Below are 16,521 nucleotides of genomic sequence, written 5' to 3' on the forward strand. Positions count from 1 at the left end.
ATTCATATGTTACCGGATTTTTCTTTTAAATAGCTGATATTAAACGTTTTACTTTCGCCCCGTTTAACTTTTAATAATTACCACCAAGAAAGGACGAACAAAAAAGGCTTCCAACCCGTGGAAGCCCTTTAGACTTATTAAAGTGATAGCTCCATAATGAAGCAGACGAAGGAATATCGGGATTCCTCCAAATGTGTTACTTTACTTGATGTTTAATATGGTTTCCGATAATTTACTTTTTATATCATTCAAGGCAAACTTTAAAATCTCTAACTCGCTTTCCGTGAAAGCACAAGGTTTACCATTGACTATATTTCCATTAATACGCTGTGCCAACCAACTACGATCTTTTTGAAAATAGTGTTGAGCAATATAAGATAATGATAGAACATCGCATAAGTCTCCCATTCCGGTACGAACATCAACATCCGTTCGTTTTCTGCGTTCCCGCGCCTCTTGCATTGCCTCACGTAATATACGTCCGGCTTCCCTCCGTTCCTCGAGCGGGATTTCCGCATTTAGCTCCTGCCATATCTTATCAAATTCCTCGCTTCCTTCTTTCGTCCGTAATAGGTAAAATTTAGAAACCAAGCCCCTGATTTTATCTTCTATCTGTTTATCCATATCCTTCTTTTATAATTAAATAAAGGGTACATACCGGAACTTTGCAATCCATCTTTGTATTATAAGCCTACCGGTATTTTCAGCAAATACCAAACGATAAACAGTAACGTCCAGGCAAACAAGATAGCCAATGAATATCTCCAGGTATATTTAAGTAATGTGCCATACGTAATCTGCCTATCATACTGCCGCATATAAGTCAACACCAAAGGCATATAAAATAAGAAAGGAGTAATGGCATTTGTCGAGCTATCTCCAATACGGAAAGCACATTGTGCTACGTCCGGCGAGATTCCCATCTGCGCAAACATCGGGATAAAGATGAAAGACATGAAAGCCCATTTGGAAGTGGCAGATACCATAATCAGATTGATAAATGCCGTAAACAGGATAAATAAGACCAAAGTTGTCAATGGAGTCGGTTCAAAGGAAGAAAGCAACTCAGCACCCATTATGGCAAGGCATTTGTCCAAATGAGAATACTCGAAACAGGCGAACATTTGAGCGGCAAAGAAAGCAATTACGAAATAGACGCCTAGAAGTTTCATGGGCTGTGTCAACCCTTCAATCACATCATTGTCTGTACGATAGCGACCAGAACTAAAGCCATACGCCATCCCCGTAATGCCCGCTCCCAAAGAGAGAAGAAACAAAATACCGGCAATGAAAGGTGAATGCATCAAACCTCCATTCACACCCCGCAGAATTCCGTAAGAGGAAAAAGTAAGCCATAAAACAAGAGCTACATAAATAGCCGCTACGATAATAGAAATCATAATCGCCCGCCTCTCTTTACGAGACAGGGGACGATAGGCTTCCACCTTCACACTTCCTTCATATTTACCCAATCTGGGAAGAAGCCATTTTTGAGTCACCCAGTAAACAATGGCAGTAATTACTATCGTAGAAGCACTCATAAAGAAGTAATTGCAAAGAGGTTCCGTATTTCCCTGATAGCCTGTTTGAGCTAACGCAGCTTCCTGTGTGGTATGAGCCAACAGCGGGTCCATCGTACTCAACACAATATTGGCACTATACCCGCAGGCCACGGAGACATAAGCCGTCACAATCCCCGCAATCGAATGAAGCCCCACCCATTGAAACAGCATAGCGGCAATAGGCAATAAAATAATATATCCACCGTCACCAATAGTATTCGACAATAATCCTAGAACAATCACCCACAAGATAATTTTCCTCTTCTTCTGGCGGTTTCCCACCCCCATACGGATACATGCATCAATAAAACCGGAGTGTTGGGCAACTCCCAATCCGAACATGGCAATAATCACCATGCCCAACGGAGCAAACCCTGTAAAGTTCTTGATAGCATTCCTCAACCACCAGCGAATACCTTCCGGACTCAGCAGGCTTTGTACACGAATATCCTCACCGGTCTGTGGTAATGTCACCTTCAATCCATAGATATCACATATCCATGAAAGAAAGACCACTGCCATTGTCAGTAGCATGAACATCGTTGCAGGATGGGGCATGCGCCATTTTGTCTTCATCGCTTTTCAGGTTTGTTCTTCGTCAATTTCCCTTTGTCTATTCCTCGTCGGCTTCCAAATTATCCAAATCAATAATGCGCAATTCCAAAGCACGAACAGCCAATCGGGTAGCATTCACTCCTACTCTTTCTCCATTTGGAAAGAGACGTCCGATAAGGTCGTTTTGCCTTTTTTCCAATGATTTCACACCGAAAGGCATACCTTTCAGGTTCGCAATCATCTCTTTCGTGTATCCCAATGCCAGATGGCGGAGAAAACGCTCGTCATATTCGTCGATATCATAGCTGATTACCGCTTCCTGACGCTTCGCATCATTGGCAACTGACTTTTTGAAACGCTCTACAATCTTTTCCAAAATCGGATAGTTGAAAACCAGTTTCTTACCGTCCATCACAGCCTGTACATCTGTTTTGGTCAGCAGTTCTCCCGTCTTGAGGATAATTCCGTCGGCACCGGCATTCAGTACATCCACCCACAACTTCTCATTCAATATTTCACCAGTGAAAATCAGTACGTGGACATCTTTATAGCGTTTGAATATATTCCGGCAAATATCCACCCCGATAGTAGTAGAACCACCCAGTCCCAAATCCAGCAATACCAAGTCGGGAAGCTGTACCTCCATCAACGGCCAAAATTCACTCTCGGTCATGGCAGTACCAATCACTTCCGCATTCGGTATTTCGTGACGGAATATCTCTTCCGTACCTTTCAACTCCAGCTTTACATCCTCTACAATAATAACTTTAAACTTCTGTTCTTCCATTTCCTTATCTAATAACTTTTATGTGTTTTCTTTTTTATCTGCGCGGAACAGTGAAATAAACCGTAAATCCTCCACCCGCAGCAGGCTCGGCATTGATGCGGCATCCTCTGCGTCCCGCAAATTCGTCATGGTCGCGGATAATTTGCTTGCATACCAGGTATTCCGTACCCCGCAATTCCCCTTTTTCACCGGAAGTCATGCGTGCCAAGTTCGGATAAAACAATTGGTTCAACTCCTCCACACTCTTCTCACGCCTGGTATCCGTAAAGAGGAAGCGAATGTACTCATCATCCCTACAAACCTGCAAACGAAGCACACCATCTTCACGAAACGTCAATGCTTCGTCAATCAGATTTTCCAACAGAAAGCGCAACTGATTCACGTCTCCTATTACTCTCGCCTCCATTGGCTCCATCTCCAGTTCTATCCTCTCTGTCCGGTTCTTCATTACCTTCCTGAAATATTTTCCGGCAGCGTCAAAAAGTTCCTGCACCGGAATCACCGTACGCCGGAAAGTAACCTCTTCCAACTGACGGGAAGCGCACGAACTCAAGATGGTGAAGATACCCTTATAATATTCAATCAATTCCGTCATGGTCTCCACTCCTTCGCGCTCTTCCTTTTCCGAAAGGCTCTGTGTGTTCAGCCGTCCTACAATCTGTTTGATTTTATTCGGATAATAAATCGTTTCATGTTTAATCGTAGACAGGCAGTTGTCGAGCACCATATTCTGTACATGCAACATACTATCTTCCCAGGAAGCCCGCCGCGTCTCTTCGTGTGCCGACTCAATATCCCGATATTTCGTAGCTAGTTTCACTACCGCATTAAATACCACAATAGCCACATAACGAGCCACCAATTCAAAGAGCAAACGATCCGTTTCCTGCTCCGAACCTTCCCTACGCTCAAGATATAACACACCGACACATTGGTGTTCTCCCCCCGCTTCCACTTTCAACGGAATAGCCAGCAGATGTTGTTCCGCAAGATACTCGCCAGAGTCAAAACACTGCTGCACCATTTCCGGCATCTCCTGTCCGGGACGCGAAGCATACTCCAGTCGATGCGTCGTTTCATTGTATACCGCGATTCCCATCCGGTCAATCGTCAATAATTCATTCACCGAGCCGAATGCTTCATTCACGATACGCTGCGGAATTTCTTTGAGCGTACTTTCCTCCCGTTGCAACGCTTCCGTATTCTCCTGTTCCTGCGGCCTGACTAAAGATGCCGCAAATACTTTCTGATTTATTTCAAGCACCTGCTCAAGATTCAACCGGTTCTGCAAACGCTTCCGCATATACAAAAAATAATACCCGACCAAAGAAATAATCAACAAGACAAAACATAGAATAATCCCTACCGTCTTATTGGTATTCGAACGCTCCAACTGCCTGCAATATGCTTCCAGCGTCTGGTCTTCTCCCTGCAACTTATATAAATCCGTAAAAGCCGAATTATTATAGCTGTATGCATCCAATTGTTTCAAAGCCAGAAAGGCAACCGCCGCTTCATTTCTTATATCCAGAATCACATGATAATCCGAATCAAACATTTCGTTCCACCAACTGACTTCAGCCGGTATTCCTGTACCTACGAGTTTCATATAGTGATGCGGACGTCCAGGACGCGCATATTTCTCATAATGCTCGTTCAGCAACAACATGGCAGAGTCCACATATTGCAAAGCAAGCCCGTAATTTTCATCCACATTGGCAAAATACGCCGCATTGGCATAGTCCGAGGCAGCATCCAACAAATCCTCATAAGTAGAATCAGTAGTTATCACTATCGAATCTCCATCCTGCGACATAGACTGAACCGGCTCATGCAGACAGGATACCATTCCCATAGGAAGCAACAGGCAAAGCAAAATGCCAACCACCTTACGTACCCCCAAAGGCAAACGGAAATAAAAACGGCTTCCCTTCCCCAATTCACTTTTCACATCAAAGGTACACACCCTGAACAGTTCATTCGTCTTCTTGTACTTCTCAATGATTCCCTTACAGTTCATCAACCCGAAACCGCTTCCTTTGTTTTCTTTCAATTCTTCAGGGTCTTCCGCATTCTTTATCCCAATCACACGCGAATCATACACTTTCTCACCAATGATACACGCCACATCTTCTTCCGAAATGCCTCTTCCGTTATCTTCCACGGAAATTTCGACATATGTATCCGTAGTACGTGCATAAACTTTAATCGTTCCTCCCTCCGGAGTATACTTACGGGCATTCTCTGCCAGCGTATTAATCATAAACAAAGTCAACGCCCGGTCCGCCTTCACCATAACGGCAGCCGGTTCAATCTCCAACGTCTGCTTTTTCATTTCAAAGGCACGCCGTCCTTTCCCCAGCAGTTCAAACAACTCGTCAAGACTGAACGTTTCAATATTCAGGCTCAACGTTCCTTGCTTCATCTTAATCCACAGAGCCAGAATATCGTTATATTCATTAATCGTAGTTACCAGTTCGTCAATATACTGATACTTCTCTTTCTTTATCTTTTCATCATCAATATATCCTTTTTCCGTAAGTTTATGCACTTCATTCAAAATACGGTCGATATAAGGATTGATGCCATTTACAATAGCCATACAAGCCTTCTTTATCAGATTCTGACGCTTATTTCCCGCAATATGCTGTTCGTAGATATACCGCTGCTTTTCCAACTGCATCCGTTCGTCGCTCAATGCTTCCACCATCTGCTCGTTGTCAGCAGCCCAAATAATATAAGGCTCCAACACATGCACCAAAGCCTTTTCATCCCGATTCAGCCGATGCATAGGGACAAGTGCCGCTTTCCCCTCTTCGCCTTCAGGAATCTCCAGTCTCATCCTACCTTTCCCGAACAACCGGTCTATCCCTTGTTGAATCAACGGAACATTCATCGGAATAGAAGAAGTAATATCGCGGCAAAGCCCGAGAATCTGTTGCAGGCGTTCTACATCAATCTGATTCTTTATCTTGGAACGCTTATTGAAGAACCACCAAAGAATAACCACCAACACCAATCCGGCTATCACCAAAGAAAGAACAAGCGTCATCTGCCGCGAACCGGCTTCCAATGAAACATATCGGCTCTCCAACTCCTTGTCCTGACGCGTAAAGTTCAAAATATCCAGATATATATTCCGATTGTAATCAGATGCATACTTCATCCCCAGCCCTGCATACGACACGCTCAGTTGTTCCCTGATTCTTGAAATCCATTCGGGAACAGTCTTTACGTTCTCCTGCGTAATCCAAGGCACCCCGGTATAAGTCGTATCCCCTTCTGCAAACGTATATAGCCTATCCAATGTATCCGTTTCGTTATGATAATAAAGCATATGATGCCGGTTCACGCAATCCAATGCTTTCGTCAATGTATCCAGCGCTTCCGAATATCTCCCATGCACATTCAGATATTTGCCGATAGACACATACGCTCCGGCAATCTGATATAAGTCATCATATTCACGGAACTTTTCAAGTGCAAACTGTGCCAGCCGCAAAGGTAAAAGCGAATCTATCGGCAAATCAAACTGGTCTAAAACATGACCTCTCCTTGCCAGAAAAAAATCGAAGTTATTAGAAGAAATAATCAGATTCGCAAGCCCTTGCAGACCATTTCCTTCAAAATAAGAATGATTGCTCCGGACAGCCATCCGCCAGGTATAATAAAGATGGTCGAACTCACGGAGCTTTCTATCCTCCGGTTTATCAGCTTCCACCAAAGAAGCCGAACCTTTGAGATAATGATAATAGAGCAACTGATTAGTGTCTGCCAGTGCTTCATCTTCCGGAATCTGATTGAGTGAGGCAATCGCTTCCTCCCGTTGCTGGAGATAATAATAATAAATGGAAGAGACAATAAAGAATTCCGTGAAAGCATAATCCAGACGGAGCTTCTCATGCCGGTCGGCAAACAAGTCACTCTCTTCACGGATACGCTTCATGCGTTTCAGCGCACTATTCCGGTAGTCATAAAATTCTTTGTTCATTGCCGTCCGCTGGCAGATTTTCATCAGCCCGATGTCCGCAATCAAGAGTTCGAGTTCGTTCTTGGTCAGTTTGTATACCTCTTTGTGCAAAGCTTCGGCACGGTCGAAATCCATGTTCATGTAAGCCCAGAATCCCAAGTTATTTGAAGCTTCGGCTTTCCCCGACTTATATAAGCTTACTCGACGATAAGCCTGCTCGGCATATTTATAGGAAGAATCGAGATTCCGGTAACGAAAAGCATATGCTTTCCCGTTCAGTGAGTCAATCAGACGCACTTCTTTGGTCGGCACCATGTCAGTGCACGAGAAGAAAGAGGCGAACAGCACTACACCTATTATATATAAAGGAAAGCGTGAACTCATTTTATCATTGGATAATTAACAACGGATAATGGATATACTCCATTATTTATTGCAAATCTACAAATATTTCCGATAAGTTGGAGAGAAAAATATTTTTTATACAATAAGTCCTTCTAAATAATAAGAGAAATTCCTACCTTTGCAGGCAAATTAACAAATAGGTAAAACATCTATTATAAAATGAGCGAAAAAGCACCCTTTATGGTATTCTCGGGAACGAACTCGAGATATCTTGCAGAAAAAATCTGCGCAAGCCTGAATTGTCCTCTGGGAAATATGAACATTACCCATTTTGCCGATGGTGAATTTGCGGTTTCATATGAAGAGTCCATTCGTGGCGCACACGTATTCCTGGTTCAATCCACTTTCCCTAACTCAGACAACTTAATGGAACTTCTCCTGATGATTGACGCTGCAAAGCGCGCATCTGCAAAAAGCGTTGTAGCCGTAATCCCTTATTTCGGATGGGCCCGTCAGGACAGAAAAGACAAACCCCGTGTATCTATCGGAGCTAAGTTGGTAGCCGACCTGCTTTCTGTTGCAGGTATCGACCGACTGATTACCATGGACTTGCATGCAGACCAGATTCAGGGATTCTTCAATATCCCGGTAGACCATTTGTATGCATCAGCCGTATTCCTCCCCTACATCCAGTCATTGAAACTGGAAGACCTGGTGATTGCTACACCGGACGTAGGCGGTTCAAAACGTGCCAGCACTTTTTCCAAATACCTTGGTGTGCCATTGGTACTTTGCAACAAGTCACGTGAAAAAGCTAATGAAGTCGCTTCCATGCAAATCATTGGTGACGTGAAAGGTAAAAACGTTGTCTTGGTTGACGATATTGTAGACACCGCAGGAACAATCACCAAAGCTGCCAACATCATGATGGAAGCCGGTGCAACATCCGTACGCGCCATTGCCAGCCATTGTGTGATGTCCGACCCGGCATCTTTCCGTGTACAGGAGTCCGGTCTGACCGAAATGGTGTTTACCGACAGTATCCCTTACACCAAGAAATGCGCGAAAGTAAAACAGCTGAGTATCGCCGATATGTTTGCAGAAACTATCAAACGCGTTATGAATAACGAATCTATCAGTTCACAATACATAATCTAAGCGAACAAATATCGTTAAAAAAAACGGTGAACAAGTCTCGTATAGCGTAACTTGTTCACCGTTTTCTTTATAGCTTATATCTCTTATTGCAGTCTTCCAAATTTATAGGTTCCTTTCTTGATAACCTTTCCGTCCTTATCAGTTTCCACGAAAGGCCCATTCTTTTTTCCTTGCTTGAAGAAACCCTCGAAACGGTTGCCATCTTTGTCGATTTGCACACCCTGCCCTTCTTCCAGTCCATCAACGAAACCACCTTTATATTGCATCCCCGCAACAGTCTTCAGAGCACCTTGCCCGTTCGGACGGTTATCTTCCCAATCACCTTCGTAAACGTCACCATTGCTCCATTTGTAGACCCCCTTTCCGTCACGCTTGTTATTCTTCCAGTCACCTTCATACACAGCACCATTCGACCAGGTAAAAGTACCTCTCCCATCTTGCATGCCATCTTTGAAGTTTCCTACATATTTATCACCATTAGCATGATAGTAAACACCTGCGCCGGTACGTTCGCCCAAGAGATAAGAACCTTCATAACGATCGCCCGTGTGGAAGAAATAAGTACCTTCACCATGTTGAATATCATCCGCCCAGTCGCCTTCATATTTATCACCGTTAGTATATTCAAATACCCCTTTGCCGTGGCGTACATCATCCTTCCAATCTCCGTCATACTTACAGCCATCATCCCAGTTCATGACACCTTTACCATTTTTCTTGTCGTTCTTCCAGTGACCGTTATATTGAGCGCCGTTCGCCCAGGTATAAGTACCTTTACCTTCACGCTTGTCATTCACCCAGTTGCCTACATACAAGTCACCGTTGTGATAATACATTGTCCCTTCACCATGTTGATAGTCTTGAAACCACATACCGTCATAACGGTTATTATTCATAAAATAATAAATACCTTTTCCATGCTGCTGATCTTGAAACCATTGCCCTTCATACTTTTCCCCATCAGGAAACATATAAATGCCGTATCCTTCACGTTGTCCCTTCACGTATTCTCCTTCGTAGACATCACCGTTTTTAAAGACCGTCTTTCCTTTTCCATTCGGTTTACGTCCCTTCATTTCACCTGTATAGACGCTACCATCCTTAAAAGTATAGTTACCAATCTTTATTTCAGTAGAGAATGTATCTTTGATTTTCCCGAAAAATCCGCTTTTTTTTCCTTCATTTTCTTGTGCCATTGCTCCCGCTTGTGAAAGGAGAGCCCATAAAAGTGTAGTATATAGATATTTCCTCATTTATTTTAGTAGTTACTCTTTTTAGATTTACAATTTGGACAAAGATACAATTTCTCTCTTATAAATTCCCCTACCAGGAAGCAAATTATGCCAACTTTTTACCTGCGATGACCTCTTTTAATGTCTCTTTGCACAAATAACGCTGTGCCAAATCCTGTATTTCCGCAGGGGTAACCTCATTCACAGCATGCAGGGAACGCGAGAAATAGTCGTCCGTCAAACCGGAAGTAGCAATAAAAATCCATGCATCCGAAAGAGAGAAAGGCGACTCGTAGCTACGGCACATCTCACCTAACATATAATTGCGTACCATCGTCAATTCCTCATCCGGCACAAGTTCATGATGCAACCGGTCTATTTCGTGATACACTTCCTGTATCAACGGCTCCACATATTTATTGTCAGTTTCTGTCGAAACAACCAATACACCGCTATCAGGATAGAACATGATACCTGCCGATATTCCATAGGTATATCCTTTTTCTTCGCGGATATTAGACATCAGGCGGCTACCGAAATAGCCACCGAACAAAGTCATCAATACCCGCAACTTCGGATAATCCGGATGTTCACGAGTGATGGTGGTACATCCCATTTTTACGGCACTCTGCATAGCATCCTCACGTTCCGTAAAAATCCTCTTTTCAGAAACTGCGGCAAAAGGAAAACTTACTTTCGGCATCTGCAATTGATGTTGTCCGAAGGGGGCTCCGAAAGTATCTGCCACTCGCCGGATAGTATCCTCCGTTACCTTGCCGGACAAGAATATAGAACAATTGCCCGAATGGTAATGCCGCTCATAGAAATCGCGAAGCACATCCGGAGTAATGGCATGGTAATCTTCCTCCATTACTATCTTTCCGCATGGATGCTGTTTCCCGTAAAGAGACTTCAGCAGACTCCGATTCGCAAGGAAATCAACTTTGGAAATATTGACCAGATATTGTTGGATATTCGTATCCAAGATAGTCCGCAGTTCTTTTTCCGGGAAAAGCGGTTCTTTAATCATAGACTCCACCACCTCTAATGTCTTCGCCAAATACTTATTCAGCGAATAAACAGTGATATAAGCATATTCCGAAGCACTGGACAGTTCAAGCCACGAACCATAATAATCCAATTTTTCAGCAATGGTAGCCGCTGCATATTTCGCAGTACCCTCGCGAAGCATCCGGTTGGCAAACAAGGCTTGCAGCTTCTGAGACTGCTGCCATCGCCCCCCGGCAAAAAGTATATCCATACGTACCACATCCTGCTCACCGGCATTGATGACAGTCAGCGGAATACCATTCGGCAAAGTAGTCCGGACAGGAGCAAGTATCTGAAAGTTTTTCAGGATTTGTATTTCAGGTTGTATCGTGCGGTCCATAAGATTATCCTCTATTCTTCAAAAATTCCTCTGCACGTTCCAAGTCCTGAGGGGTATCAATCCCAATCGTTTCCACTTCGCTGATACCTACCTTTATCCTATATCCGTTTTCCAGCCAACGAAGCTGTTCCAACGATTCGGCCACTTCAAGAGAAGATTGCGGAAGAGCGGTAATCTCTTTCAGCACTTCCGTACGATAAGCATACAAACCGATATGTTTATAATAGGTATGCCCTTTCAACCAATCCTGTTTTTCGGCATTACGCTGAAAAGGGATAATAGAACGACTGAAGTAAAGCGCGTTCCAGTTTGTATTGACTACCACTTTCGGAGAATTTACATTCTCAAGTACCGCAAACGGCTCATCGGCAGTGAAAGGTTTCACCAGTGTAGCTATTTGCGTAGTCGGATCTTCAAAACAAGCCTTTACAGCATCCAACTGCGAAGGTTGGATAAAAGGCTCGTCACCCTGTATATTAACAACGACATCAAAATCACCCCCAATCTTGGTACAAGCTTCATAACAACGGTCCGTACCACTTTTATGATGAACAGAAGTCATTACTACCTTTCCCCCGAAAGCCTTGACAGCCGCTTCAATCCGTTCGTCGTCGGTAGCTACATAGGCATCGTCCAAGACACCCGCTACTTGTTCATATACACGTTGTATCACAGTTTTTCCGCCCAAGATAGCCAACGGTTTCGCGGGGAAACGCGTGGATGCATAGCGGGCAGGTATTATTCCGAGAAATCTCATATCTGAATCTATTTTAATTCTTCTAATCCCTTCATGATATACTCCCTTTTCAGATCTTCAGGCTTCAACACCCGGTCGTCAAAAGTAAGCAAATCAATATCCAGGCAAATTTTTTCTTCTTTCTTGTCTCCCGGACGACGGCCGGCAGACTGTTCGATGGCTTTCAACTCCTTCCTTACTTTCTCTTCCTCTGCTTCGGAAAAGAACTGTGCCACCTGATTGGAAAATAATGCCGGACTTCTGAAAAACAAAGGCTGTGTTTCCTGTTCCGACGTGAAGCGGATAGAAGGAAACAAATCCGCCAACTTCTGCCGGGCAAAAAACAAATTCTCCTTCCGGTTATAATTACTTCCAATGCAGATGATATACTTATGCATGGTTGGAGAAGAAGATTAGTTAAACAAATCGTCCAACCCTATCTCTTCTACTTCTCCATCCGGTGTTTCCGAACCGGCGCAAGGGTCAAATCCCTCAGGAAGTTTAAATTTTTCTTGTTGGTCGTATCCCAAAGCCGGGTCATCATATACTTTCTTCATATAGATTGCCCAAATAGGCAATGCGGCAGCAGCTCCCTGACCATATGTCATCCTACCGAAGTGGATGTCTCGTTCATCACCTCCTACCCAACAACCGGATACCAACGAAGGCGTGAATCCCATAAACCAGGCATCGGAGTTGTCATTAGTCGTACCTGTCTTTCCACCCATATCAGCAGTGATACCGTAACGGCGCACACGTCCACCCGTTCCTTCATTGATAACGGCACGAAGCATAACAAGCATTTTATATGTGCTCGCAACACTGATTACCTCTTCCATCTGCGGTGCAAATGTAGAAATCACATTACCGTCACTGTCTTCGATACGAGTCACAAATAACGGAGCTACACGAATACCCTTATTAGCGAAAGCAGTATAAGCACTCACCATTTCGCCGACAGAGATTTCACAAGGTCCCAGACAAAGTGAAACAACCGGGTCGATAGCCTTATTGCGCACACCGAAACTATGAATCAATTTCACCAAATTATATGGATTCAGTTTGCCCATCAGATAAGCGGAAATCCAGTTGTCAGAGTTAGCCAACCCCCATTTCAAAGTTACCATTTCTCCATAACGCTTGTTGCTTGCGTTACGTGGTGACCATGGTTTTCCCGTCTCTGTAATCAACGTCTGCTCAACGTGGCGTACTTGGTCGCAAGGAGAGAAATTATTTTCCATAGCCAGCGTGTACAAATACGGTTTGATAGTAGATCCCACCTGGCGGCGTCCTACCATAGCCATGTCATATTGGAAATGCACATAATTCGGTCCACCCACATAAGCCTTCACATGTCCGTTCATCGGATCCATCGACATGAATCCGGTACGTAGGAAAGACTTGTAATAACGGATAGAATCCATCGGACTCATAATCGTATCCTTATCCCCTTTCCATGAAAAGACAGTCATCTCTTCCGGTTTGTCGAATGCTTTCCGAATCTCTCGTTCCGAAGCTCCCGCTTCCTTCATCAAACGGTAACGTTCAGTCTGCTTCATTGCCTTAGTCAACAACTCTTCCACCCGTTTCTCCGGCAATGACCTTGCATAAGGAGCATTCTTACTTCCCTCTTTTTCCTTGAAGAATACCGGTTGCAGATAATCCCCCAAATGCTCTTTCACAGCATCCTCAGCATACTGCTGCATACGTGAGTTTATGGTAGTATAAATTTTCAGACCGTCAGTGTAGATATTATAATTCGTTCCGTCTTTCTTCTTGTTTTTCGCACACCAACCGTACAGCGGATTCGTTTCCCAAGAAAGAGAATCCTCGTAATATTTCTGCATTTGCCAACCGCGATAATCACTCTTCACCGGCTTTGGGGCAGTCATTACACCACGGAGATATTCGCGGAAGTAAGTAGCCAAACCCTCTTTATGGTCTACACGGTTATAAGTCAACTTCAACGGAAGAGCCTGTAAGGAATCACGTTCAGCTTCCGTGATATATCCAGCTTTGCGCATCTGTTCGAGCACCACATTACGACGTCCGCGAGAACGTTCGTTGAAGCGCACCGGATTATATAGCGATGGATTTTTGCACATACCTACCAAAGTTGCCGCCTCTTCCAGTTTCAAATCCTTCGGTTCGCAACCAAAGTAAGTGTGTGCAGCCGTCTTGATACCGACAGCATTATTCAGGAAATCAAACTTATTGAGATACATACTCAGAATTTCTTCTTTAGTGTAGTAGCGTTCAAGCTTCACAGCAATCACCCATTCAATCGGTTTCTGGAAAAGACGCTGCAGAGTGTTTCTGGCAACATTTTCCGTAAACAACTGCTTGGCAAGCTGTTGAGACAGCGTACTACCCCCACCCGCATTTTTCTGGAACATCAAACCACGTTTTACAAATGCACGGAACAATGCTTTGGCATCAATGCCCGAATGTTCGACAAAACGAACATCTTCCGTAGCAATCAATGCATTAATTATATTGGGCGACAGTTCCTTATAAGCAGTATATACGCGATTTTCCTTACTGTACGACCAAGTCCCCAGCACTTTGTCATCCTCAGAGAAAATCTCTGTCGCAAACTTATAACTCGGATTCTCCAACTCCTCAACAGGCGGCATATATCCTATCCAACCTTTCGAGATGGAAACAAATATAGTGACCACAGCCACTACTCCAATTGCCAATAAAATCCAAAGAGTTTTTATTATTTTTCGAATCATGTTTTTTCTAACTTAAAAACGCATTAAATTAAGACGCAAAGGTAGATAAAATCCAGTATTCAGCCAACGAGTTTGATTATTATTTCAGATTTGTTAAATACCACATCCCTCTAAAACGCAAAACAGGCGGGATTTTTTCCCGCCTGTCCATTCATACCCAAATTATATCTTAATTACAAGATACCCACTACATCGCTGCCGCCTGTACACCAATCACTCCGGCAATCGCACCGGCAACAGCAATAATCACTTTCAAAATCATACTCCAAGTTCTTTTCATAGACATTCCACTTTTAAAATTAAACATTAAACAAACTACCAGACAGCCAATTCCGGGCTGTCAATTAATCAAGCAGCCGGGTCAGGCGTCTCTCCGTCATCTCCCCCATTGTCACCGCCACCTTCATCACCACCGTCATCCGGATCTTCCGGTGCTACAGTAACACTGATCTTCTTCAGATATTCATCCAGACTGATCAGGTCCAGCTTCTCATCTGCCCGCGTTGCAGTCTTTGTGACACGCAGTTCCTTGTTCGCCTGAAAGAAGATACGAATACTCTCCACACTTTTGGCCGTGATATCCTTCGCTTGCTCTGCACCTTTCGAGCGGGCAGCCAACATAAACACTCCTAAGCCTTCGATATTCACCGATTTACCTTCCAGCAACTGCTCCTTCATCTTATCCACGAAGTTCTGAATCACACTCTTGATATCACCGACAGAAAGAGAAGAACGATCCTTCATCTTCTCTGCAAGATATCTCAAATTGACAGACTGACCTAAAGTAATCAGATGCGGATAAAATCTCTTGGGAGAATTAGGGACACGCGGATCTGCCGGTCGCGTAATGACTTTGTAAATTACACTCATACTACGTTTTTTTTAAAGATTCAAATTCAAGTTATTTATTCACGTTTCGTTGATCAACGATGCAAAGGTGCGGCTTTTATTTCGTATAGAAAAGGAAAAAGCCCCTTACGGAGTTCTTTTTATTCGATCAAGTACATAATAGACTATTAATCAATAATATAATCGGACATCTCTGCCGACATCCAGTAGAGGAGCATCATATTCGTCAATAAGTACTATGCCAGCCCACGAAAGAGTTCCTTACGACCGGAAAAATAACTACGCAACGAGAAGTGAGCAATGACTTACCAAAACGTAAAAACTTACTTACTATCGTAAATCGTTCATTATCCGCTTTATCATCTGATGCAAAGGTAAGATATCCTCCTTACAAATACGATAGATCTCATCAGCATCTACGTCAAAATAATGATGGACTATTATATCACGTATTCCCATTACATGTTTCCAAGGAATCTCCGGGTATTGTATCAATAATTCTTTATTTGTAATCTTATCCAGATTCTTTATACTTTCTCCTATTGCCGTCAATTTCATGCAAATACTATCCAATTTCATCATGCCACTCTCACTCAGCAAAAAATCATCAGGACAAGATATATCAGAAAAACGAAGATGTATCTTTTCTAAAGATTCCTGTACCAATTCCAGCGTATGGTATGCAATCAAAATGTCATACATAAATGCCCTCCTTCAGTATCTTCTCACGCAAGAACGAATCCATCTTGTCACGCAATCGTACAATATCCACTTTGCAACCAAGCAAGTCTTCCAACTCCTGCTTAATACCAGCCAAAGCAAAAAAGCCATGGAGTTGCCCTTCTATATAAATATCGACATCGCTTGTAGCAGTATGTTCATTGCGAGCTACCGAACCAAATATTCCCATACGCAAAATTCCATACTTAGATGCATTTTGTTGCATATAGTGGTGCAATAAACTGACATATTCTGATAGTGTTTTCATTCCTATATCTTTTTAATGGCTTTGAGTTACTTATCTACGCTATTTATACCACAAATATAACAAGTAAATCCGAAAATAGATACTATTCCTTAATTATTTTCCCTTAAACCGATAGAAAAGGACGTTAATCAACATCCCCCCCCAGACCGTCCGAGAACTCTGATTTTCGCTGTAGGATGGCATTCTTGCAGCGGATTTGAGGTCGTAGAGA

General features: G+C 43.3%; 14 protein-coding genes. 1 reads left to right on the forward strand and 13 read right to left on the reverse strand.

Annotated elements, in window-relative coordinates; translation table 11 throughout:
- Positions 1–201: 201 nt before the first annotated feature.
- The 4 genes from NSB03_RS17480 to NSB03_RS17495 are packed head-to-tail and all read right to left on the reverse strand — an operon-like array spanning position 202 to position 7,258.
- Positions 202–624 (reverse strand): DUF5053 domain-containing protein, encoded by a 423-nt coding sequence (locus tag NSB03_RS17480; protein ID WP_024988403.1) that lies wholly within the window; start codon positions 622–624, stop codon positions 202–204.
- A gap of 59 nt (positions 625–683) precedes the next feature.
- Entirely contained in the window at positions 684–2,138 is a 1,455-nt protein-coding gene (locus NSB03_RS17485) for an AbgT family transporter (protein ID WP_121766890.1), read from the reverse strand.
- 37 nt (positions 2,139–2,175) lie between these two features.
- Positions 2,176–2,904, reverse strand: a complete 729-nt coding sequence (locus NSB03_RS17490; RefSeq protein ID WP_024988402.1) for a DUF5932 domain-containing protein — start codon at positions 2,902–2,904, stop codon at positions 2,176–2,178.
- A 34-nt stretch (positions 2,905–2,938) separates the two neighbouring features.
- The gene (locus NSB03_RS17495; RefSeq protein WP_257466538.1) at positions 2,939–7,258 is read right to left on the reverse strand and encodes a DUF5113 domain-containing protein; all 4,320 of its coding nucleotides are present in this window, start codon (positions 7,256–7,258) and stop codon (positions 2,939–2,941) included.
- Positions 7,259–7,438: 180 nt separating this feature from the next.
- Between NSB03_RS17495 and NSB03_RS17500 the strand changes: the two genes are divergently transcribed.
- A complete protein-coding gene (locus NSB03_RS17500) occupies positions 7,439–8,377 on the forward strand; it encodes a ribose-phosphate pyrophosphokinase (RefSeq protein ID WP_024988401.1) in 939 nt (312 codons plus the stop codon).
- 83 nt (positions 8,378–8,460) lie between these two features.
- Here NSB03_RS17500 and NSB03_RS17505 read toward each other — a convergent pair whose 3' ends face one another.
- The 9 genes from NSB03_RS17505 to NSB03_RS17545 form a co-directional block, all read right to left on the reverse strand.
- Positions 8,461–9,630, reverse strand: a complete 1,170-nt coding sequence (locus tag NSB03_RS17505) for an MORN repeat-containing protein (RefSeq protein ID WP_135037373.1) — start codon at positions 9,628–9,630, stop codon at positions 8,461–8,463.
- A gap of 85 nt (positions 9,631–9,715) precedes the next feature.
- On the reverse strand, positions 9,716–10,999 hold the full coding sequence (locus tag NSB03_RS17510) for a M16 family metallopeptidase (protein ID WP_024988400.1): 1,284 nt from the start codon (positions 10,997–10,999) through the stop codon (positions 9,716–9,718).
- Positions 11,000–11,003: 4 nt separating this feature from the next.
- On the reverse strand, positions 11,004–11,756 hold the full coding sequence (gene kdsB, locus NSB03_RS17515; RefSeq protein ID WP_024988399.1) for a 3-deoxy-manno-octulosonate cytidylyltransferase: 753 nt from the start codon (positions 11,754–11,756) through the stop codon (positions 11,004–11,006).
- Positions 11,757–11,764: 8 nt separating this feature from the next.
- The gene (locus NSB03_RS17520) at positions 11,765–12,133 is read right to left on the reverse strand and encodes a 2-amino-4-hydroxy-6-hydroxymethyldihydropteridine diphosphokinase (protein WP_024988398.1); all 369 of its coding nucleotides are present in this window, start codon (positions 12,131–12,133) and stop codon (positions 11,765–11,767) included.
- A gap of 15 nt (positions 12,134–12,148) precedes the next feature.
- The gene (locus tag NSB03_RS17525; protein ID WP_024988397.1) at positions 12,149–14,473 is read right to left on the reverse strand and encodes a transglycosylase domain-containing protein; all 2,325 of its coding nucleotides are present in this window, start codon (positions 14,471–14,473) and stop codon (positions 12,149–12,151) included.
- 187 nt (positions 14,474–14,660) lie between these two features.
- Positions 14,661–14,753 (reverse strand): smalltalk protein, encoded by a 93-nt coding sequence (locus NSB03_RS17530; protein ID WP_159102156.1) that lies wholly within the window; start codon positions 14,751–14,753, stop codon positions 14,661–14,663.
- Between the two features lie 68 nt (positions 14,754–14,821).
- On the reverse strand, positions 14,822–15,343 hold the full coding sequence (locus tag NSB03_RS17535) for an HU family DNA-binding protein (RefSeq protein WP_024988396.1): 522 nt from the start codon (positions 15,341–15,343) through the stop codon (positions 14,822–14,824).
- Between the two features lie 309 nt (positions 15,344–15,652).
- A complete protein-coding gene (locus tag NSB03_RS17540) occupies positions 15,653–16,024 on the reverse strand; it encodes a HepT-like ribonuclease domain-containing protein (protein ID WP_024988395.1) in 372 nt (123 codons plus the stop codon).
- A complete protein-coding gene (locus tag NSB03_RS17545) occupies positions 16,017–16,310 on the reverse strand; it encodes a nucleotidyltransferase family protein (RefSeq protein WP_024988394.1) in 294 nt (97 codons plus the stop codon). The genes NSB03_RS17540 and NSB03_RS17545 overlap by 8 nt, the downstream gene beginning before the upstream one ends.
- Positions 16,311–16,521: the final 211 nt, after the last annotated feature.

Source organism: Bacteroides acidifaciens (assembly GCF_024623065.1).
Taxonomy (GTDB): Bacteria; Bacteroidota; Bacteroidia; order Bacteroidales; family Bacteroidaceae; genus Bacteroides; species Bacteroides acidifaciens.